The 20,693-nt window shown below is 67.3% G+C and carries 17 protein-coding genes; 9 read left to right on the plus strand and 8 right to left on the minus strand.

Annotated elements, in window-relative coordinates:
- Window positions 1-14 precede the first annotated feature (14 nt).
- Window positions 15-1,205, minus strand: coding sequence for an acyl-CoA dehydrogenase family protein (locus OG474_RS16860; RefSeq protein ID WP_405063243.1), 1,191 nt, complete (start codon window positions 1,203-1,205; stop codon window positions 15-17).
- A complete protein-coding gene (locus OG474_RS16865) occupies window positions 1,202-3,121 on the minus strand; it encodes an acetyl/propionyl/methylcrotonyl-CoA carboxylase subunit alpha (protein WP_405063244.1) in 1,920 nt (639 codons plus the stop codon). Before OG474_RS16865 ends, OG474_RS16860 begins: the two co-directional genes overlap by 4 nt.
- 53 nt (window positions 3,122-3,174) lie before the next feature.
- On the opposite strand from OG474_RS16865, the gene OG474_RS16870 reads away from it, so the two are divergent.
- On the plus strand, window positions 3,175-4,356 hold the full coding sequence (locus OG474_RS16870) for an RNA-guided endonuclease InsQ/TnpB family protein (RefSeq protein WP_405063245.1): 1,182 nt from the start codon (window positions 3,175-3,177) through the stop codon (window positions 4,354-4,356).
- Between the two features lie 32 nt (window positions 4,357-4,388).
- On the opposite strand, the gene OG474_RS16875 is transcribed toward OG474_RS16870, so the two are convergent.
- From OG474_RS16875 to OG474_RS16890, 4 genes are read right to left on the minus strand one after another with little or no spacing between them, the layout of a single operon-like run.
- The gene (locus OG474_RS16875) at window positions 4,389-5,993 is read right to left on the minus strand and encodes an acyl-CoA carboxylase subunit beta (protein ID WP_405063246.1); all 1,605 of its coding nucleotides are present in this window, start codon (window positions 5,991-5,993) and stop codon (window positions 4,389-4,391) included.
- The gene (locus tag OG474_RS16880) at window positions 5,990-7,165 is read right to left on the minus strand and encodes an acyl-CoA dehydrogenase family protein (RefSeq protein WP_405063247.1); all 1,176 of its coding nucleotides are present in this window, start codon (window positions 7,163-7,165) and stop codon (window positions 5,990-5,992) included. The genes OG474_RS16875 and OG474_RS16880 overlap by 4 nt, the downstream gene beginning before the upstream one ends.
- Window positions 7,120-8,832, minus strand: a complete 1,713-nt coding sequence (locus tag OG474_RS16885; RefSeq protein WP_405063248.1) for an acyclic terpene utilization AtuA family protein — start codon at window positions 8,830-8,832, stop codon at window positions 7,120-7,122. Before OG474_RS16885 ends, OG474_RS16880 begins: the two co-directional genes overlap by 46 nt.
- Window positions 8,829-9,617 (minus strand): TIGR03084 family metal-binding protein, encoded by a 789-nt coding sequence (locus OG474_RS16890; RefSeq protein WP_405063249.1) that lies wholly within the window; start codon window positions 9,615-9,617, stop codon window positions 8,829-8,831. Before OG474_RS16890 ends, OG474_RS16885 begins: the two co-directional genes overlap by 4 nt.
- 97 nt (window positions 9,618-9,714) lie before the next feature.
- Between OG474_RS16890 and OG474_RS16895 the strand changes: the two genes are divergently transcribed.
- Entirely contained in the window at window positions 9,715-10,605 is an 891-nt protein-coding gene (locus OG474_RS16895; RefSeq protein WP_405063250.1) for a phosphotransferase family protein, read from the plus strand.
- Window positions 10,606-10,609: 4 nt separating this feature from the next.
- On the opposite strand, the gene OG474_RS16900 is transcribed toward OG474_RS16895, so the two are convergent.
- Window positions 10,610-11,965 (minus strand): hypothetical protein, encoded by a 1,356-nt coding sequence (locus tag OG474_RS16900; RefSeq protein ID WP_405063251.1) that lies wholly within the window; start codon window positions 11,963-11,965, stop codon window positions 10,610-10,612.
- Between the two features lie 256 nt (window positions 11,966-12,221).
- On the opposite strand from OG474_RS16900, the gene OG474_RS16905 reads away from it, so the two are divergent.
- From OG474_RS16905 to OG474_RS16920, 4 genes are all read left to right on the plus strand, one after another.
- Entirely contained in the window at window positions 12,222-12,440 is a 219-nt protein-coding gene (locus OG474_RS16905; protein ID WP_405063252.1) for a hypothetical protein, read from the plus strand.
- 63 nt (window positions 12,441-12,503) lie between these two features.
- Entirely contained in the window at window positions 12,504-13,244 is a 741-nt protein-coding gene (locus OG474_RS16910) for a GntR family transcriptional regulator (RefSeq protein WP_405063253.1), read from the plus strand.
- Window positions 13,245-13,284: 40 nt separating this feature from the next.
- Window positions 13,285-14,112, plus strand: coding sequence for an alpha/beta fold hydrolase (locus OG474_RS16915; protein WP_405063254.1), 828 nt, complete (start codon window positions 13,285-13,287; stop codon window positions 14,110-14,112).
- The gene (locus tag OG474_RS16920) at window positions 14,091-15,146 is read left to right on the plus strand and encodes an epoxide hydrolase family protein (RefSeq protein WP_405063255.1); all 1,056 of its coding nucleotides are present in this window, start codon (window positions 14,091-14,093) and stop codon (window positions 15,144-15,146) included. Before OG474_RS16915 ends, OG474_RS16920 begins: the two co-directional genes overlap by 22 nt.
- Window positions 15,147-16,414: 1,268 nt before the next feature.
- On the opposite strand, the gene OG474_RS16925 is transcribed toward OG474_RS16920, so the two are convergent.
- Complete coding sequence (locus tag OG474_RS16925) at window positions 16,415-17,554, minus strand: ROK family protein (RefSeq protein WP_405063256.1); 1,140 nt, start codon at window positions 17,552-17,554, stop codon at window positions 16,415-16,417.
- Window positions 17,555-17,648: 94 nt separating this feature from the next.
- On the opposite strand from OG474_RS16925, the gene OG474_RS16930 reads away from it, so the two are divergent.
- From OG474_RS16930 to OG474_RS16940, 3 genes are read left to right on the plus strand one after another with little or no spacing between them, the layout of a single operon-like run.
- A complete protein-coding gene (locus OG474_RS16930) occupies window positions 17,649-18,962 on the plus strand; it encodes an extracellular solute-binding protein (protein ID WP_405063257.1) in 1,314 nt (437 codons plus the stop codon).
- The gene (locus OG474_RS16935) at window positions 18,959-19,837 is read left to right on the plus strand and encodes a carbohydrate ABC transporter permease (RefSeq protein ID WP_405063258.1); all 879 of its coding nucleotides are present in this window, start codon (window positions 18,959-18,961) and stop codon (window positions 19,835-19,837) included. Before OG474_RS16930 ends, OG474_RS16935 begins: the two co-directional genes overlap by 4 nt.
- Window positions 19,837-20,658 carry a carbohydrate ABC transporter permease gene (locus OG474_RS16940; RefSeq protein WP_405063259.1) on the plus strand — a complete coding sequence of 274 codons (822 nt, stop codon included), beginning with the start codon at window positions 19,837-19,839 and terminating at the stop codon, window positions 20,656-20,658. Before OG474_RS16935 ends, OG474_RS16940 begins: the two co-directional genes overlap by 1 nt.
- The last annotated feature ends 35 nt before the right edge of the window (window positions 20,659-20,693 follow it).

The raw sequence follows: 20,693 nt of genomic DNA on the forward strand, positions 1-20,693 counted from the left end.
CAATAAGCCAGACATCAATACGACCGTGGCAGTCCGAGGCTGTGCTGGGCGACGAAGTTCAGGATCATCTCCCGGCTCACCGGCGCGATCCGGGCCGCCCGGGCCGCCGTCGAGAGCGCGGCGACGCCGTACTCCTTGGTCATGCCGTTGCCGCCGAGCGACTGGACCGCCTGGTCCGTCGACCGGACCGCGACCTCGCCCGCGGCGTACTTCGCCATGTTCGCGGCCTCACCGGCGCCGAGGTCGTCGCCGGCGTCGTACAACGCGGCCGCCTTCTGCATCATCAGGCGGGCGAGTTCGAGCTCGATCTTGATCTGTGCCAGCGGGTGCGCGATCGCCTGGTGCGCGCCGATCGGCGTCTTCCAGACCTGGCGCTCCTTGACGTATGCGATCGCCTTGCCGAGCGCGTGCCGCGCGATCCCGACCGCGAACGCCGACGCCATGATGCGCTCCGGGTTCAACCCCGCGAACAGCTGCATCAGCGCGGCGTCCTCGGACCCGACCAGCGCCTCACGCGGCAGCCGGACATCGTCCAGGAACAGCGTGAACTGCTTGTCCGGGCTGATCAGGTCCATCTCGATCTGCTGGAACTCGATCCCGGGCGTATCGATCGGTACGACGAACAACGCCGGCTTCAGCTTGCCCGTGCGGGCGTCCTCGGTCCGGCCGACGATCAGGACCGCCTGCGCGACGTCCAGGCCGGAGATGAAGACCTTCCGCCCGGACAGTGACCAGCCGTCCTCGGTACGGCGGGCAGTCGTGGTGATGTTGTGCGAGTTCGACCCGGCGTCGGGTTCGGTGATCGCGAACGCCATCGTGGTCGAGCCGTCGGCCAGCCCGGGCAGCCAGGTCTGCTTCTGCTCCTCGGTGCCGAACCGCGTGATCACCGTGCCGACGATCGACGACGACACGACCATCATCAGCAACGGGCAACCGGCCGCACCGAGCTCCTCCAGCACGATCGACAGGTCGCCCATGCCGCCGCCACCGCCGCCGTACTGCTCAGGCAGGTTCACGCCGAGGTAGCCGAGCTTGCCGGCCTCGTGCCAGAGCTCGCTGGTGTCGCCGCCGCTCCGCGCCTGCTTGTCGAACCAGGCGTAGCCGTACTTCTTCCCCAGCTCACCAACCGCCTTGCGCAGCGCCTGGCGCTCTTCGGACTCTGAGTAGAAGTCCTTCCCCACCCCACCACCCCGGACAATGCTCATGCGTTCTCCCCAACGACAGCCAGTACGGCGCCGACCTCGACCTGTTGACCTGCCTCGACATTGAGCTCACCGACCACACCGTCAGCCGGCGCGGCGATGGTGTGCTCCATCTTCATCGCCTCCAGCCACAGCAGCGGCTGCCCCTGCTTCACCACCTCACCGACCTGCACCCCGACCCGGATCACCGTCCCCGGCATCGGCGCCACCAACGACCCGGCGGCCACTTGCTGCGACGGATCCACGAACCGCGGCACCGGTATCAACGACACCGGCCCCACACAAACGAGCCCGTCGTACGTCGCGACGTCGAACGCCCGGCGTACTCCGTCGATCTCGAGCACCACGCGGTCCGGCGTACTCTCGATCAACCGAATGTTGCCGTCGACAACCAGCCCGTCCCGGGTCCGCCGATACTCGACGTCGTAGACCGTCTCGCCGACCCGGTAGCTCTTCCGCTGTGGCTGGGAAGCGAGGTTCCGCCAGCCGCTCGGCACCCGCACCGGCTGCACGCGGCCCGCCGCATCCGCCAACGCCGCAGCCAACGCGGCCACCTCCGGCGAGCCGGTCGACCCACCGATCCCATGCGTCGCGAAGAAGGCGGTGTCAGTCTCTCCCGCCAGGAACGCGGGATGCCGAAGAATCCAGGTCAGCAACTCCCGGTTGGTTCCCACGCCATGAATCGCCGCCCGCTCCAGCGCTCCCGCCAGCCTTCGGGCGACAGCGGTCCGATCGGGGCCGTAGGCAATCACTTTGGCGAGCATCGCGTCGTAGTACGGCGACACGACCGAGCCGTCCTCGACCCCCGAATCCACGCGCACGCTCGAATCCAGCTGGAACTTGTGCAGCACACCGGTCTGGGGTTGCCAGTCCTGCTGCGGATCCTCGGCGTACAGGCGCACCTCGATCGCGTGGCCGACCGTCGGCGGGGGCTCGGCCGGCAGGTGCAAGCCGTCAGCGATGGCGAGCTGCAGCTCCACCAGATCCAGTCCCGTGGTCTCCTCGGTGACCGGGTGCTCCACCTGAAGCCGCGTGTTCATCTCCAGGAAGTAGAAGTTCCCGTCCTCATCGGCGAGGAACTCAACCGTCCCTGCACCCACGTAGCTGATCGCCGCCGCAGCCTTCCGCGCGGCGTCGAACAACAGCGGTCGCATCGACGGAATCCGCTCCACCAACGGCGACGGCGCCTCTTCAACCACCTTCTGATGCCGGCGCTGGATCGAGCACTCCCGCTCGCCGACCGCCCAGATCGTCCCGTGCTGATCGGCCAGGATCTGCACCTCGATATGCCGCCCGCTCGGCAGGTACCGCTCGCAGAACACGGTCCCGTCCCCGAACGCCGACAGGGCCTCCGCCGACGCCGCGTCGATCTCCGCCGCCAGATCCGCCAGCCGCGAAACCACTCGCATCCCGCGCCCACCACCGCCGGCCGAAGCCTTCACCAGCACCGGCAGATCAGCCTCGGAGACCTCAGCAGGAGTCAGCTCAGCCAGCACCGGCACCCCGGCCGCCGCCATCAGCTTCTTGGACTCGATCTTCGACCCCATCGACGAGATCGCATCCACCGGCGGCCCGATCCACGTCAGTCCGGCCTCGATCACCGCCGCCGCGAACCCGGCGTTCTCCGACAGGAACCCGTATCCCGGATGCACCGCATCCGCTCCCGCCCGCAGCGCCGCCTCGATCACCAGCTCCCCGCGCAGATACGTCTCTCCGGGCGCGTTCCCCGGCAGATGCACGGCAGCATCCGCCTCCCCGACGTACGGCGCCTCCGCGTCAGCCGTCGAGTAGACGGCAACCGTGGACAGCCCCATGGACCGAGCCGTCCGGAACACCCGGCGAGCGATCTCACCGCGATTGGCCACCAGCACTGAGCTGACCCGCCGCACATTGAGTAAGTCGATCGATGGCAGGCTCATGACCAGTCACCTTCTGTCACAAATTGTCGGTGGCGTCGTTCAGGATCAGAGGTATGTCGAGGTTCCGTCTGTATCCGTCGCCCGAGCAGGAAGTGGTTCTGCTGGAGCATTGTGCTCACGCACGCTTCGTGTGGAACCTTGCCGTCGAACAGGCCACGATGACCGGAGGTCGCCGACGCCGTCCAGGCTTCGCGGAGCACTGCCGTCAGCTGACCGAGGCAAGGCAGGAATTCGAGTGGCTCGCTCGCGGGTCGTGCACGGTTCAGCAGCAGGCGCTCAAAGACTTCGCAGTTTGCGTCAGTGCGTGGCGGGCAGGCCGGGCGGGCCGTCCAGGTTGGCGTAAACGCGACCGGCATGAGAGCTTCCGCATAGTCGCACTCCGGCCTGGCCATGTCCGTCGGCTGACAAAGAGGTACGGCGAGGTGCTGGTGCCGAAGGCCGGGCGGATCCGCTTCCGGTGGAGTCGTGAATGCAAGGCCGCGAAGTCTTACAGGATCAAGAGAGATGCAGCAGGCCGGTGGTTCGTCGCCTTTGCCGTGATCCCGGCGCCGATGGATGGGCCGGGGACTGGCGAAGTGGTCGGTATCGACCGTGGAGTGGTGAATTCGGCGTCCCTCTCTACGGGGGAACACCTGTTCTGCCCGCGCATGACGCAGGACGAGTTGCGTAGATTCCGGAGGCTGCAGAGACGGCTGGCCAGATCCGTCCGCGGGTCGAACCGGCGACAACGCACGCGGTACGCGCTCGCTCGGATCAAGGCCAAAGAGGTCAACCGGCGAAAGGACTGGATCGAGAAACTGACTACGGATCTCAGCCGCAGATTCGACATCATCAGGGTCGAGGATCTGCGCATCAAGAACCTGACTCGCTCTGGACGCGGCACGCTTGGGAACCCTTCGCGTCAGACGAGTCGAAAGGCGAAGCTCAATCGAGGAATCCTGACTAGTGGCTGGGGAGCTCTTGTCCGCCGGCTGGAGGAAAAATCGGGCGGTCGGGTCGAACGAGTTTCTGCTGCATTCACGTCCCAAACCTGCTCCGAGTGCGGGTACTGCGCGCCCGAGAATCGCAAGAGCCAAGCGATTTTCGAATGCGACCGTTGCGGACGGACCATGCACGCCGATACCAATGCGGCAATCAACATCGCGGCCGGACGGGTCGTGCCTGCGCGGGGAGGCATGCCAACAGGCGCGCCATCGAACCGTGAACCTCGACACGCAACCTCCCTTGCTGTGTAGTCGAAACTCCGCCGACCTTGGCGGAGCGGACGTCAAAGCCTGAAGACGCCGAAGGAGGAGGTTCCCTCCACCGGTGCGGAGTGGATCGCGGACAGACAGATGCCGAGCACGGTTCGCGTGTCGCGCGGGTCGATCACGCCGTCGTCGTACAGGCGGCCGGAGAGGAACATCGGCAGGGACTCCGCCTCGATCTGCCCCTCGACGTACGCGCGCATCTTCGCGTCACCGTCCTCGTCGTACGGCATCCCCTTCGCCTCCGTGGCGGCGCGGGCGACGATCGACAGCACGCCGGCCAGCTGCTGTGGGCCCATCACCGCCGACTTCGCGGACGGCCACGCGAACAGGAACCGGGGATCGAACGCGCGACCACACATCCCGTAGTGGCCGGCGCCGTACGACGCGCCCATCAGGATCGACACGTGCGGCACCTTGGAGTTCGCGACGGCGTTGATCATCTGCGCGCCGTGCTTGATGATCCCGCCCTGCTCGTATTCGCGGCCGACCATGTAACCGGTCGTGTTGTGCAGGAAGATCAGTGGCGTATCGGAACGGTTCGCCAGCTGGATGAACTGCGCCGCCTTCTGCGCCTCCTCGCTGAACAGCACCCCCCGTGCGTTCGCCAGCACGCCCACCGGATACCCGTGCAGTGTCGCCCATCCGGTCGCCAGCGACGATCCGTACAGCGGCTTGAACTCGTCGAACACCGACCCGTCCACGACGCGAGCAATCACGTCTCGCGGATCGAACGGGATCTTCAGGTCACCCGGCACGATGTCGAGCAGCTCATCCGCGTCGTACAAGGGCTCCTGGTACGACGGCGCGGCCGCGGGACCCTGTTTGCGCCAGTTCAACCGGGACACGATCTGCCGCCCGAGCCGGATCGCGTCCTGCTCGTCGACCGCGAAGTAGTCCGCCAGACCGGACTTCCGGGCGTGCATCGACGCACCACCGAGTGATTCGTCGTCGGCGTCCTCGCCGGTGGCCATCTTCACCAGCGGCGGCCCGGCCAGGAACACCTTCGCCCCGCCGTCGACCATCACCACGTAGTCGCTCATGCCGGGGATGTACGCGCCGCCCGCGGTCGAGTTGCCGAAGACCAGCGCGATGGTCGGAATCCCTTCGGCCGACAGGCGGGTCAGGTTCCGGAACATGGCGCCGCCCGGGATGAAGATCTCCTTCTGGGTCGGCAGATCCGCACCGCCGGACTCGACGAGGCTGATCACCGGCAGCCGGTTGGCCCGGGCGATCTCGTCCGACCGGAGCGCCTTCCGCAACGTCCACGGGTTGCTGGCGCCGCCTTTCACGGTCGGATCGTTCGCGGTGATCAAGCACTCGACCCCGCAGACCACCCCGATCCCAGTCACCAGGCTCGCGCCGACCGTGAAGTCCGACCCCCACCCCGCCAACGGCGACAACTCCAGAAACGCGGAGTCGGGGTCGATCAGCAGCTCGATCCGCTCCCGCGCCAGTAACTTCCCGCGCTTGTGGTGGCGCTCGACGTACTTCTCCCCACCCCCCGCCAACGCCTTCGCATGCTCACCCTCCAGCGCCCTGAGCTTCTCCAGCATCGTCTGACGATTAACGTCCGAAGGATCGGAGGGCGTGGTCTCCGGATGTTCGGACGTTGTGGTGCTCATGCTGTGTACCCCAGTCGTTTGGCGGCGAGCGTGGTCATGATCTCGTTGGTGCCGCCGCCGATGGCGAGCACCTTCTGGTCGCGGTACTGGCGTTCCACCTCGGCCTCGCGCATGAAGCCGAAGCCGCCGTGCAACTGCACCGCCTGGTCGCACACCCACTGCCCGGCCTCGACCGCGGTGTTCTTCGCGAAACACACCGTGGTGAACACGTCCTCACCACGCTCGGCCCGTTCGGTGACCGAATGCACGTACACCCGGGCGACATCGATCCGTCGCGCCATCTCGGTCAGCGTGTGCTGCACGACCTGCCGCGAGATCAACGGTTTGCCGAACGTCTCCCGGTTGCGGCACCACTCGACCGTGAGATCGAGCGCCCGCTGGGCCCCGGCGTACGCCTGCACCGCAAGAATCAGCCGCTCCGCGACGAAGTTGGTCGCGAGCTGCACAAATCCCGAGCCCGGCGCCCCGACCAGGTTCTCGACCGGGACGCGGACATCGGTGAACGAGAGCTCGGCCGTGTCCGAAGCCAGCCAGCCGAGCTTCTCCAGCTTCCGCGACACCTCGAACCCCGGCGTACCCTTCTCGATCACCAGCAGGCTGATCCCGTGCGCGCCAGGTCCATCGGTACGCACGGCAGTCGTGACGAAGTCCGCGCGGACGCCCGAGGTGATGTAGGTCTTCGCGCCGTTGACGACGAAGTGATCACCGTCGCGCCGAGCCGTCGTCCGCAGTGAGGCGACATCCGAACCACCATCGGGCTCGGTGATCGCCAGCGCACCGATCAGCTCACCTTCCAGAGTCGGTCGCGCCCAGCGGACGATCTGCTCTTGATTGCCTGCAGCAACGATATGCGGTACGGCGATCCCGCAGGTCAGCAGCGAGGCGATCAGCCCGCCCGAACCACCCGCGTAATGCATCTCCTCGACCACCGCGAGCATGTCGCTCAGCGATCCGCCACCACCACCGGCCGACTCCGGAAACGCCACCCCGAGCAGGCCGAGCGCCCCGGCCTTCTTGTGCAGCTCGCGCGGCAGCTCGCCGTCCCGCTCCCACTGATCCAGGTGCGGCAGAACCTCAGCCGCCATGAACCTGCGAACACTCTGTCTCAGTGCCAACCGTTCGGCATTCACAGCAGCATCTCCGGAATGTCGACATATCGAGAACGCAGCCATTCGCCGACCGCCTTGGCCTGCGGATCGAACCGCGCCTGCGCGGCGACGCCCTCCCCGAGCAGCCCCTCGACGACGAAGTTCAGCGCCCACAGATTCGGCAGCAGATACCGGGTGACCTTCAATTCCTTTGTCTCCGGCAACAATTCCTGGAACAGGTCGACGGTCAGCGTGTGCGCCAACCAGCGCCAGGCCTTCTCGTCGCGCACCCAGACCCCGACGTTCGCGTCGCCGCCCTTGTCGCCGGACCGCGCACCCGCGATTCGTCCCAGCGGAACCTCACGCGTCCGCGGCCGACCGGTTGACGCCAGCGACGGCAATGGGATCGGCAGCCCAGCATCCTCAGCCGGGGTCAGCGGCTGCGTGTCCGCCGCGGGCTCGATGATCGACCGCGTCCCATCCGGCAGTACGACGACGTGCTCGACCTCGTGGATGTCGACGTACCCGGCCCGGAAGACGCCGTACGGCGAACCGTCGCCCGGCGGCGCGACCGCGTGGAATCCGGGGTAGCTCGACAACGCCAGCTCGACCGCCGCACTGGAGAACCCGCGGCCGACCACCTTCGGATCCGGATCCTTCACCGCGCACCGCAGGAAGACGCTCGCCTCCTCCTCGGAATCCGCGTTCGGCTTCTCGGTCCAGGCCAGCGTCCACTGCACCTCGGTCGGCCGCTTCGCGAATCCACGCTCCAGCTGAGCCTTGACCAGCTCGGCCTTCTCCTCGAGCTGCAACCCGGTGAGCACGAAGGTCACCTCGTTGCGGAACCCGCCCACGCTGTTCAAAGACACCTTGTACGTCGGCGGCGGCGCTTCCCCACGTACTCCGCTGATCCGGATCCGGTCCGGCCTGTCCTCCGACAGCTCAACCGTGTCGAGACGCGTGGTCACGTCCGGACCGGCGTACCGGGCGCCGGTGATCTCGTAGAGCAGCTGGGCCTTGATCGTGTCGATGGTGACCGCGCCACCGGTCTTGTCGTGCTTGGTGATCACGCTGCTGCCGTCCGCGTGGATCTCCGCGATCGGGAAGCCTGGTCGGCCCAGATCGTGGATCTCGCTGAAGAACGCGTAGTTGCCGCCGGTCGCCTGGCAACCGCACTCGATCACATGCCCGGCCGCGACCGCGCCCGCGAGTTCGTCGTACTGGGTCCGCTTCCATCCGTGATGCGCCGCGGCTGGTCCGACGATCACCGACGCATCGGTGACGCGACCGGTCACCACTACATCGGCTCCGGCCTGCAGGGCCTCGGCGATTCCCCAGGCGCCAAGGTAAGCGTTCGCGGTCAACGGTGTGCCCAGCTCGAGCTCGTCGGCCCGAGCGAGCAGGTCGTCGCCCTCGACGTACGCGATCTTCGGATGCAGGCCGAGTCGGTCCGCGAGCTCTTGGATCGCCTGCGCGAGGCCGGCCGGGTTCAATCCACCGGCGTTGCTGACGATCTTCACGCCGCGATCGAGCGCCTCGCCGAGACTGCCTTCGAGCTGCTTCAGGAAGGTTCGCGCGTACCCGAGCGACGGATCCTTCAGCCGGTCCCGCCCGAGGATCAGCATCGTCAACTCGGCCAGGTAGTCACCGGTCAGCACATCCAGCGGCCCACCGGTCAGCATCTCCTGCACCGCGCTGAACCGGTCGCCGTAGAACCCCGACGAGTTCCCGATCCGAATCGGCGCGGTCATGCGAACTGCCCCGGCTGCCGACCCTTGCCCGGCATCCCCGCGAACGCCTGCGCGATCCCCAACCACTCATCCGCGTCCGCACCTTCCGCGACCACGGCCAGATCGTCCCGATGCCGCCGCTGCGTCGCCAGCAGGCAGAAGTCCAGCGCCGGTCCACTCACCCGCTGCGCCGCGTCCTCCGGCCCCCAGGCCCAAACATCCCCATCCGGACCAGTCAGCTCGACCCGAATCTCAACCTCCGGAGCCGTCCGCCCATGCAGCAGGTACGCGAACCCGCGCGTCCGCACCGCCAGATGCGCCACGTGCCGCAGCCGGTTGCTGGGCGGCCGCCGTACCCCCAGCGCATCCGCAACGTCCTGCCCGTGCGCCCACGTCTCCATCAACCGCGCGGTCGCCATCGAGGTCGCACTCATCGGCGGCCCGAACCACGGAATCTTCTCCCCAGCCGGCACCGCCTTCAGTGCCGCGGCCAGCTCCTCCCGCGTCTCCCGCCAATAGACCACTAGCTGATCCGCCGGCAACGCAGCCCCCTCAGCAGCCGCTTCATCGACGTACCCAGTCGGATTCTTCACGCCCCGCTGCACCAGCTCCTGAAACCCCGCCGGGTCCACCGCCGCCAACCGAGCCGCCTCATCCGTCCAGGCCAGATGCCCGATCTGATGAGCGATCGTCCACCCGTCCGCCGGCGTTGCCCGAGACCACTCGTCAGCCGCCAACCCACCAACCAGCCGATCCAGCTCCGCACTCTCGGCCCACAGATCCGCCAGAACCTCGTCTACTTGCACGCCGCACTCCCAAGGGATGGAGATCGTGCCACCGACACTGACACGATCCCCAAAAAGAATCAAGCGTGCTTGTTTTCAGAAATGAGAGACTTCAGGGATGACCACGCTGAGCCGCGAGGCCGCCCTCGCAGCAGTGAAGGCCGTCCTGGGGCGGCTCGGCGGCGGGGACGCGGACCTTGAGCTGCTCGGGCCGATCGTGGACAACGCAGTCTTCCGACTGCCGGCCGGAGTGGTGGCCCGGATCTCGGGTGCACCGTCGTACGAGCGTGCCGCGCGAGAGGTCCGCACGGGTAACTGGCTGGCGACCCAGGGAGTATCGGCGGTACGGCCGCTTGAGGTAGCCGACCTGCCGTGGTCGGTGGACGGACTCGTAGTCACGCTGTGGCACGAGGTGCCCGAGGCCGAGATGGCGAGTACGGCGGAGCTCGGCGGCCTGCTCCGAGGTCTTCACGCGGTGCCGGTGCCGTCGGACTTCGCGATCCCGGCCCTCGATCCGTTCGTCAGAGTGGACGAACATCTGGCGGCGGCGGCCGGGGCTCTCGAGATGGTCGACCGGCAGTTCCTGGTAGACCAGTTGGACGAGCTGCGGCCGGCATATGCGGCTGCGGCGGCAAGACTTCCCGACCGCGTCATCCATGGCGACGCCAACCGGAAGAACGCGATCCGCGGCCGAGACGGCATCACCGTACTGCTGGATCTCGAGCGATTCAGCCTGGGACCCCGCGAATGGGACCTCGTCGTACCGGCCGTCTACCAGCGACTCGGCTGGTACTCCGACCCCGAGTACGACGCTTTCGTCGAAGCGTACGGATGGGACGTGCGGAGCTGGGAAGGGTTCGCCGTCTTCGCCACCGTCCGCGAGTTCCGGATGACCGCGTGGCTCGTCAGCCGACTGGCCCGCGAGCCGAGACTCGCTGCTGAAGCCGGTCGGCGCATCGCCTCCCTCCGGAACCCCGACGCCCCAAGAGCATGGACCCCGGGCGTCTGAGAGCTCAGGATGCGGCGCCCAAGATGTTCCGTGCGCGCTCACGGAACTCCACGATCGACCGATGCTGTCCGACGCCTTCCAGCCCACGGTCGAACGTTCGCACATACCGCCGCACCCGAGCGGATTTGATCCGGCCCGCAGCCGCCAGCGCTTCTCCGGCTGCCGCGCAAGCCTGGGGTACGTCGCCCGCATCGAGGTAGGCGGTGGCCAGAGTGATCCGGCAGAACGTACGACTGCGCAGGTGGGGATCGCTGACTTGCCAGAGTGCCGCGTGCGCGTGGCGTTCGGCCTCGCGAGGTGAACGAAGGGCCGTGAAGCAATGCGCCAGCTCGTCGTGGAGCTCAGCCTGATCGAAGTAGGCGATCCAGTCCGGCTCGTCATCGGCACTCTTCGCGAAGTCGACCTCGGCCTCGCGCATCATCCGTAGGCAGGCTCGCTTGTCCCCCATGCTGGCCAGGCCGCGTGCCTCCATGGCGGCGTACATCGAACGAGTCTTCGGCGTCGCCGCCGTTCCTGCTCCCAGAGTCGCCGCCCGTGCCAGATCGACAGCCTCCCGATACTCACCGAGGTAGTTGGCCTGGTGGCTCATCAACGCGAGGACTTTCCCGCCAAGAGGTCGGTCGCCGGCGGTGTGTGCAAGGTTCAAGGCCTGGACGAAGTAGCGACGAGCCAGGCCGTGCAGGCCGACGTCGTACGCCATCGCGCCTGTTTTGTAGGTGAACTGCGCCGCCACAGCGAACAGATCGCGGCCGATCACGTCGCTGTAGGTCCCATGCAGCAATGGTGTCACCGCGTCAGTGAGGTACTGAACCGCGGCGGTTCGGGCATGCCCGCCGCCGAACTGATGATCGAGCTGCTCGAACATCCGCACGGTCGCACGCACGGCCGCAACGTCGTCCGACCCGACCCGACGGGTCCCCTGCTTGCGAAATGGCGGATCAGTTGGTGGAGAAACCAGCCACCGGGCCATCGGTGTGGTCAGGGCACCCGCTGTGACTGCCATGCGAAGGAAGTCCGCGCGCCGCAGGTCCTCGGTCCAAAGCGTGCGAGCGGTGCGGATCGTAGCGTCGCGGGACTCCGCGAATGTCAGGCCCAGTGTCAACGGCTGCCCAGCCGTGAATCCCAGATCAGCCAACGACAAAGCGCGCCCGAGGCGCCGACCGAGCGCCTCGGCGATGAGCACCGGCTTGGCGCCGCGGGGGACCATTCCACGCAACCAGCGGCCGACGTCGACATGGTCACACCGGACCTCTTCAAGCCCCCGAGCCGCCGCAAGCTCCCGAATTTCGCGCGCCAAAGCGCTGCGTGAGCATTGCGCCTCCGCCAGCAACTCGGCGAACAACTCGTTGGGCGAATTCATCCAGCCTCTTCAGAACGCCTCGAACCGGTCTACCCACAGTAATCGGTGGATTTCAGACCGGACAGCCACTCGCGGTGGCGGGTCATCGCCAAGTGCACACCTTGTGCACAGGTCGCTGCGGAGTGCACGGGCTGTGCATCTGCCCGGCGGCGGCTGCACCGGCTGAGATGAGGTCATCCCCCGATCGACGGGGCCGACGCTGTGAGTTCCCCTGAGACCGGCGTCGGCTCCGTCCACCACGAAAGGCAGGCCCGCCATGACACCCGCCGTACTGCGCTGGTGGGAGCTGCGGAGGGGCGACCGGATCGCGCACTTCGACTACGGCACCGGAACGGTTGAGGGTGCCGGACCTCAGTTGATCTACATCACCTGGGACAACCCGGACGAGGAGTTGCATCACCACACCTCGGAGATCGTCAGGCACCTCCAGTTGCTGGCCCGGCCGGAGGGTCCGACGACTTCGGTGGTCTATTGAGGATGTCTTCGACGGCGGTGGAAAAGGTTTCGGTGGGGCATGCTGGGGTGTTACCCAGGATGCATGCATGGTTCGTTGCCGGGAAAGGCCGCCGAGATCCGGGCGTTGTTGCTGAGTTTGATCGACACGCTGCCGGAGGGCGCCGCGCTGCCGCCTGAGCGGGAGCTGGCTGTGCGGTGGAACGTGGCACGGATGACTTTGCGCCGGGCTGTGGACGAGCTGGTGATCGAGGAGCTCCTGGTACGCCGGCATGGCAGCGGCACGTATACGACGCGGCCGAAGGTGGCGCGGTGGCTGGGGATGATCGGGTTCTCGGAGGACATCCGCCGGCGTGGGATGCGGCCGGGGACCACGATGCTGGAGTTCCGGCATCAGAAGGCTGAGCGGGCCGCGGCGCGGCGGCTGCGGATTCCGGTCGGTGACCCGATCATCGCGTTCACCCGGCTCCGGCTTGCCGACGACTTCCCGATGGTGGTCGAGCGGACCACTTTGCCGGCGGCGTACGTCCCGGGTCTTGAAGCGGAAGACCTCAACGGGTCGCTCTACGACCTGCTGACCAATCGGTACGGCATCGACGTCGTCAGCGGTACGTCGCGGCTCGAGCCGGTCATGCCCGACGCCAAGACTGCCGCCTGGTTGGACATTCCGGTCACGCAGCCGTGCCTGGCCACGCACGGCATCAGCTTCGACAGTCGCGATCGCGTCTTCGAGTACACCTCGGCCCTCTATCGAGGCGACCGCTACGCCTTCACGACCGAGCTCCGGATGACCCAAACACCTCGGGCGCGCGCGACCAGCTTCTAAATGTCGAGGTGGTTCGGTCGGTTCCGACATCCTTGGCGTGATGACTGAACAGCAGGTACAACTCCCCGACGGCCGGACCCTCCACGTCTACGACACCGGATCGACCGGCCTGCCGATCATCTGGAACCACGGCACCCCGAACATCGGCGCCCCGCCCGAACCCCTGTTCGCCGCCGCCGAACGCCTCGGCCTGCGGTGGATCTCCTTCGATCGCCCCGGGTACGGCGGTTCCACGGTGGACCGGGGCCGGACCGTCGCCTCGGTCGCCCGTGACACCGAAGCCGTCGCGGACGCGCTCGGACTCGACCGGTTCGCCGTGGTCGGGTACTCCGGCGGAGGGACCTTCGCGCTCGGGACCGCCGCCGTACTGGGCGACCGGGTGCGCGCGGTCGTGACGCTGGCCGCGATCGCGCCGTACGGGGTCGAAGGGCTGGACTGGTTCACCGGGATGGTTCCGTCCAGCATCGCGGCGCTCGCCAGTGCCGTCGCGGGTGCCGAGGTGCGGGCCGCGCTGGAGGCGTCGGGGTTCGAGTACGACGCGGGCTTCACGGCAACGGATGAGCAGATGTTCGGTGGACCATGGGGCTGGCTGGGCAAGGTCGCCGGCCCGGGGCTCGATGCCGGACCGTACGGGCAGATCGACGACGACGCGTCGTACACGCACTCCTGGGGTTGCGACCCGCGGACGATCACCGCGCCGATCCTGCTCCTGCACGGCACCGAGGACCACATCATCCCGCCGTCACACGGCCGCTGGCTCGCGGCGAACTGCCCCACCGCGACCCTGCAGATCCAGGAAGGCGCGAGCCACTTCACGATCGTCGAGCACGCGGAGGAGGGGCTGACATGGTTGGCGGCGCAGAGCTGACGCCGTACGTGATCGATGTGCCGGAAGCCGAGCTCGCTGACCTCCGGCGCCGGCTGGTCGATGGCGACGAGCTCGTCACGTACTGGCGGGACTCGTATGACTGGCGCGCCTGGGAACGACGGCTGAACCACTATCCGCAGTACACGACCACGATCGACGGGACGCGGGTGCACTTCCTGCACGTGCGCTCACCGAAGCCGAACGCCTTTCCGCTGGTCCTCACGCACGGCTGGCCGGGTTCGGTCGTCGAATACCTCGACCTGATCGGGCCACTGACCGAGCTCGGCTACGACCTCGTCATCCCGTCCCTCCCCGGCTACACGTGGTCCGGGCCGACACCCGATGACGGCTGGGGCCCACGCCGGATCGCCCGAGCCTGGGCTCTGCTGATGGAGCGGTTGGGCTACGACCGGTACGGCGCCGCCGGCAACGACTGGGGTTCGCACATCTCCCCGGAGCTAGGCCGAGTCGCCCCGGACGCGGTCACCGGCGTACACGTCACCCAGCTCTTCTGCTTCCCAGAAGGCGAGTGGCTCTCCTACCCTCCATCCGTCGAACCCGACCGCAGCGCGCTGTCCCCCGACGACCAAGCCGCCCTGGACAGTCTGCGCAACCTCCAACGCTCCTTCGGTTCCTACGCCCACGTGCACGCCCAGCGCCCCGAGATCCTCGGCGCCGCGCTGAACGACTCCCCGGTCGGCCTGCTCACCTGGAACCGCCAAGCCATGAACGACCTCGACCCGGACACCCTGCTGACCCACGTCACGGCGTACTGGCTGACCCGCACCGCAACCTCGGCGATGCAGCTCTACGCCGAGTACGCCCGCCAGCCCCCACCGCCCGGCCCCACCACCATCCCCCTGGCCATCTCCGCCTTCCGCGACGACCTCCCCCCGATCCGCGCCTACGCCACCCGGGACCACGCCAACATCACCACCTGGACCAGCCACAACGAAGCCGGCCACTACGCCGCCCACCAAGCCCCCCACCTCCTCGTAGGCGACCTCCACACCTTCTTCACCACCCACCGCTGACGACGGCCGCAGCGCGCCCAACTCCCGAGCCGACAACCGGGGGCTTGGACAGGAAACGGTGGGCCACCACAGGTCATTACTTGTTCAAGCCCACCCCGCGATGTCCACACCCCCAAGAACCGGCACGCGCTCAACCACGGCTGGGGCCAACTACGAGTTCGCCCGGCCAACGTCCGAACGATCGCAGTACGTCGTCAGCGTGTCTTCGGACGTTATCCGCGGCGACCGTGGGTTTGCCTGGTTCACGGGATCTGCTGCCGCTGGGCAGTAGATCCCCGCAAAGGTGGTCGGTGTGCCCCCGAATCGCGCCGCACCGGACAGGCCGGGCACGTATGCGATGGCTGGTCGCCGCGGCGGCCGATTTGCTGAAGTGCTAGGCGGGCGTTGCCGGTGGTTGAGGGGGATGGCGAGGCCGGTGACCGCGTGCCCGGTCGTTTGAGCTTCCGGGCTTCGGTTGCGGTCCCGGAAAACGAGGGGATCTCCCCGCAAGTTGACCCTTCTCCCCTCAAATTTTGAGCAGAGAAGGGTCAACTTGAACGGATATCCAGCCAAATTCCCCACGCCAGGCAGACACCCCGAACCGCAGTGGTCAACCGCGGCGGCGGGTCACCCGACAGGCCTCCTCGCCGTCGGGAGCAACCACAACCCGTCAGCCACAAGCAACGGGAACCGCGGTCACCGACCGCACCATCCCCCCTCAACCACAGACGGCCCCAGCCACACCGCTTCAGGTAATACCGGCCGCAGCGGCGACCGGCCACCGCCTACCCAGCCGGCCGAATCCGAGCGGCCGGACGGGACGAGCACCTTCGGGAAGGCGGGGTTCCTGGCCAGCCGAAGTCCTCAGCCACCGCGGCCGATCACCCGCCGCGATCTCGCTCCCCAAACCGGTTTGGGGAGCCTCTGACCCTCCCGCAATGCGATCTGGGGAGGATTCACCCCCCGAATCCGTCCCAAATCCTCCCCAAATCGGCGCGACGCCGAGCGGCATCCTCCCCGAACCGGTTGGGGAAACGCGGCCGCCGAGTCGCAACAGGCACTGGGTGACAGTAGACCCCCGCAAACCGGCATCCGCAGAGCGAATCGCCCACCTCGCGGCGGCCGGACCACCTCGCTGACCCCGGAATCGCCAGCGCAGCTCGGGTCCGCTCGCCTTTGTGGAACCTCGTGGTCGCTGGGCGCCTATTTGATTCCACAAAGGGGGCTTCGCCCGCCTCCGGCGCTCACTGAACCGCCCTCGTGGGTGCGCCCGCGAGGCGGTCTACCTGTCAGGTGGTGGTGAGGGAGAGGAGGTGGGACTGGGCGTGGTCGGTGGCGGTGGCTATGGCGCCTACGAGGGAGGCTCGGTCGCCGAGGGTGGAGCGGGTGACGGCGACCGGGAGGGGGAGGGTGGCGGCCAGTTCGGCGACTCGGGCGGCGAGGAGTTCGTTGTCGCCGATGCCGCCGGTGAGGATGACGGTTTCGGGGTCGACGATCGCGCTCAGGGCGGCGACGATCTCGTGGATGCGGCGGCACTCGTCCTCGACCAGGGACAGGGCGTAGTCGTCGCCCGCGCGGGCTCGGTCGAAGAGGTCTTGGACATCGCGGAGCGCCGGATCCAGCGCGCGGGCCTCGCGCAGCAGGGCGAGACCACCTGCCTCATCCGGTTCGGTCGGCGTACCGCGTCGTGCATGCGTTGTCGGGAGGAAGCCGACCTCACCGGCCGCGCCATGAGCACCGCGTAGCAGCGAGCCGTTGTGCATGATGCCCGCGCCGACGCCGGCCCCGATCGCGATCACGGCGAAGGTCGACAAGGAACTCCCGGCGCCATGCCGGTGCTCGCCGATCGCGGCCAGGTTCACATTGTTCTCCAGCAGCACCGGCCCGTCGATCCCCGCGGTCAGCTGCGAATAGAGGTCGTACGGCGTCTCCTGCCCAAGGTTCCACGCGTACCTGACCATCGGATCGTTGGTCAGGTTCACCGCACCCGGCGTCGACACCCCAGCAGCCAGCAGCGGTACGTCGGCCCGCCCAGCCTCAGCTCGTGCTTCCGCGAGCAGCTTCACCGCCTGCCGTACGACGCTCTCCGCGCCCTGCGCCTGGGTCGGCCGCTTCACCTCGACCAGCGGCGTACCGCTCACATCGCAAACCGCCACCCGGAGATTGTTTCCCCCGATATCGATCGCCGCGACACACCCCGCGCTCGACGGGACGCCGTACAGAGTGGCTGTCCGTCCGGGCAACCCACTGCGCTGACCGAGCGACTCGACCAGCCCAAGCGCCTCCAGCCGCTCGACCGCGGCGAAGACCGTAGGGCGCGACAGCGCGCAGGCGGCGGCCAGCTCGGAGCGCGTCTGCGGACCCGCCTGCCGGAGCAGGCGCGCCAGAACCACGGTCGCGCTCGGCGTCCCGCTGACAACACGGTTCATGATCACCTTCTCCGGACTTCTTGACTCCCTCGTCGGCCCTGATAATACTGCCCGTATGTTAGGAAAGTTGCCTAACAAATAGAAGACCTGCCAAATGAAGACCTGGAGTGGGGCGATGGTGGCGATCGACAGGCGGACCGTGTTGAAGACGGCCGGTGGGGCCGGACTGGCGGCCTTGCTGGCCGCGTGCAGCGGGGGCAAGGGCGCGACCAGCGGGGACCAGGGCAGCGGCAGCAGCGGCGAGATCCGCGCGCTGTTCATGAAACAGGCGGCCTACACCGAGGACGACGTCACCAAGATGACGGCCGCGTTCACAACCGCGAACCCGGGCATCAAGGTGACCCCGGAGTTCGTCGCCTACGAGGCGCTGCACGACAAGATCGTCGCCGCCGGCCCGGCCGGGACGTACGACGTGGTGCTGATCGACGTGATCTGGCCGGCCGAGTTCGGCAGCAAGAAGATGATCACCGATGTCAGCAGCCAGTGGGCGGGGGCCTGGAAGACCGACATGCTCGCCGGTGCGATCGCCACCGCCGAGTACGACCAGAAGCTGTACGGCGTCCCGTGGATCATGGACACCAAGTACTTCTTCTACAACGACGCCCATCTAGCGGCGGCCGGGGTGAACCCGCACGGCCTCGACACCTGGGACGGCGTCCTGCAGGGTGCGCAGAAGCTGAAGGCGGCCGGGGTCGTGAAGTACCCGTTCATCTGGTCCTGGCAGCAGGCCGAAGCGCTGGTCTGCGACTACGCGCAGCTGCTCGGCGCGATGGGTGGCAAGTTCCTCGACGACTCGGGCAAGGCCGCGTTCAACGCCGGTGGAGGGGTCCAGGCGTTGGAGTTCATGCGGAAGACGATCGTCGACGGACTGAGCAACCCGGCCTCGACGCAGTCGCTGGAGGCCGACGTGCAGCGCGTGTTCCAGGCCGGCCAGGCGAGCATGGTGCTCAACTGGACCTATATGTACGGCGCCGCCAACGCCGCCAAGCAGAGCAAGATCGCGGGCAAGGTCAAGGTCGTGCAGACGCCGAAGGGCAGCGCGGGCCGGCCGGGCGTCAACGGCGGGATGGCGTTGTGCGTGACGGCGGGCAGCAAGAACCAGGCGGCCGCGTTCAAGTACATCTCGCACCTGACCAGCCAGCCCGAGCAGAACAAGTACGCGCTCGACTCGCTGCCGGTGTGGAAGGACTCGTACGACGATCCCGCGGTGGTCAAGACGAACCCGGCCGTCGTGCCGCAGGCCAAGAAGCAGCTGGACGACCTGATCCTGCGACCGCAGGCGAAGAACTACAACGCGATGTCGCAGGCCGTCCAGGCCGAGCTGCAGCAGGCTCTGCTCGGCCGCAAGCCCGCGCAGAAGGCGCTCGACGACGCGGCGGACAAGGCGAACAGCTTGCTGCAGTCGTGAAGCCGGTGCGGGTCCGCGGCGAGGGACGGTTCGCGCTGTTCCTGTTGTTGCCTGCGGCAATAGTCGTCTTCGGTGTGGTGCTCTACCCGGTGCTCCGGACGTTGCTGATGTCGTTCTACAAGGTCGACAGCGCGATGCCCGGCAGCTATCCGTTCGCCGGGTTGAGCAACTACACCAAGGTCTTCAGCGACCCGTCGTTCTACCCGGTGCTCGGCCACACGGCGTACTTCACGCTCGTCTCGACCGCGGCGGAGCTCGTGCTCGGGATGGGCGTGGCACTGCTGCTGAACGCGCCGCTGCGGTTCAAGTGGTTGTGGCGGAGTCTCGTCGTCCTGCCGTGGGCGCTGCCGACGATCGTCAATGGCGCCTTGTGGCGCTGGATCGACAACGGCCAGTACGGCGTGCTCAACCAGCTGCTCGGGACCGAGATCCAGTGGCTGGGCTCGCCGTTCCTGGCCCTGAACATGGTGATCGTCGCCGACGTCTGGAAGAACACCTCGATCGTGGCGTTCTTCCTGCTCGCCGGGCTGCAGACGATTCCGGGTGAGCTGCGCGAGGCCGCGGTGGTGGACGGTGCCTCGACCTGGCGCACCTTCTGGCAGATCGTCGTACCGCTGCTGAAGCCGAGTATCGCCATCGTCCTGGTGCTGCGCACGATCGAGGCGTTCAAGGTGTTCGACATCGTCTATGTGATGACCGGCGGTGGTCCCGCGTCCGGTACGCAGACCGTTGCCTTCTACACCTATCTGCAAGCGTTCTCGAACCAGCTCTTCGGGTACGGCGCTGCGCTCGCCTACCTGATCGTGATCGCGGTCGGTGCGCTGGCCATGTTCTACCTCCGTGTCCTTCGGCAGAACCAGTTGGCGGGGGTCTGATGCGCAAGTTCCAATACGCGATGTGCGGTCTGCTGGCGGTCGTCGTACTGGCGCCGTTCAGCTGGCTGCTGATCTCGAGCCTGTCCCCGGCCGACGAACTGAACAACGGTTCGCTGTGGCCGACGCATCCGACGTTCGCGCGGTACCAGGACATCTTCACGTCCGGGGCCGACGGGATCGCCGGGACGTTCCGCGTCTCGATGCTGAACAGCCTGGTGGTCGCTTCCGCGACCACGGTGATCTCGCTGGTGGTCGGCTGCCTGGGTGGGTACGCGTTTGCACGGTTGCGTTTCCGCTTCCGCCGTACGACGTTGTTCGCGTTCCTGGCGATCTACATGCTGCCGCCGATCGCCCTGGTGATCCCGCTCTACCTGGCCCTGGCGAACCTGCAACTGCTCGACACCCAGCTCGGCCTGATCATCACCTACTGCTCGATCGTCACGCCGTTCTGCCTGTGGACGATGAGCAACTTCTACCTCAGCCTCCCGCCCGAACTCGAGGACGCCGCCCGCGTCGACGGTTGCTCGCGGATGGGTGCGCTGGTCCGGATCGTCCTTCCGCTGGCCCGGCCGGGCATCGTCGCGACCGCGATGTTCGGCTTCCTGCTCGCCTGGGACGAGTTCCTGTACTCGCTGATCTTCACCTCGACCACGAACTCCAAGACCATCCCGGTCGCGATCGCCGAGTTCACCGGCAAGTTCTCCTCGGACTTCGGGCTGGTGGCCGCGGGCGGCGTACTGGCTGCTCTGCCTCCTGTCCTGCTTGCTCTGCTCTTCCAGCGCTACATCGTCAACGGCCTCACCGGCGCCGTCAAAGGCTGATGCATCAGGTTGATTACTCTGCGGAGCTGATTGGT

This window comes from Kribbella sp. NBC_01505 (assembly GCF_045040285.1).
GTDB lineage: Bacteria > Actinomycetota > Actinomycetes > Propionibacteriales > Kribbellaceae > Kribbella.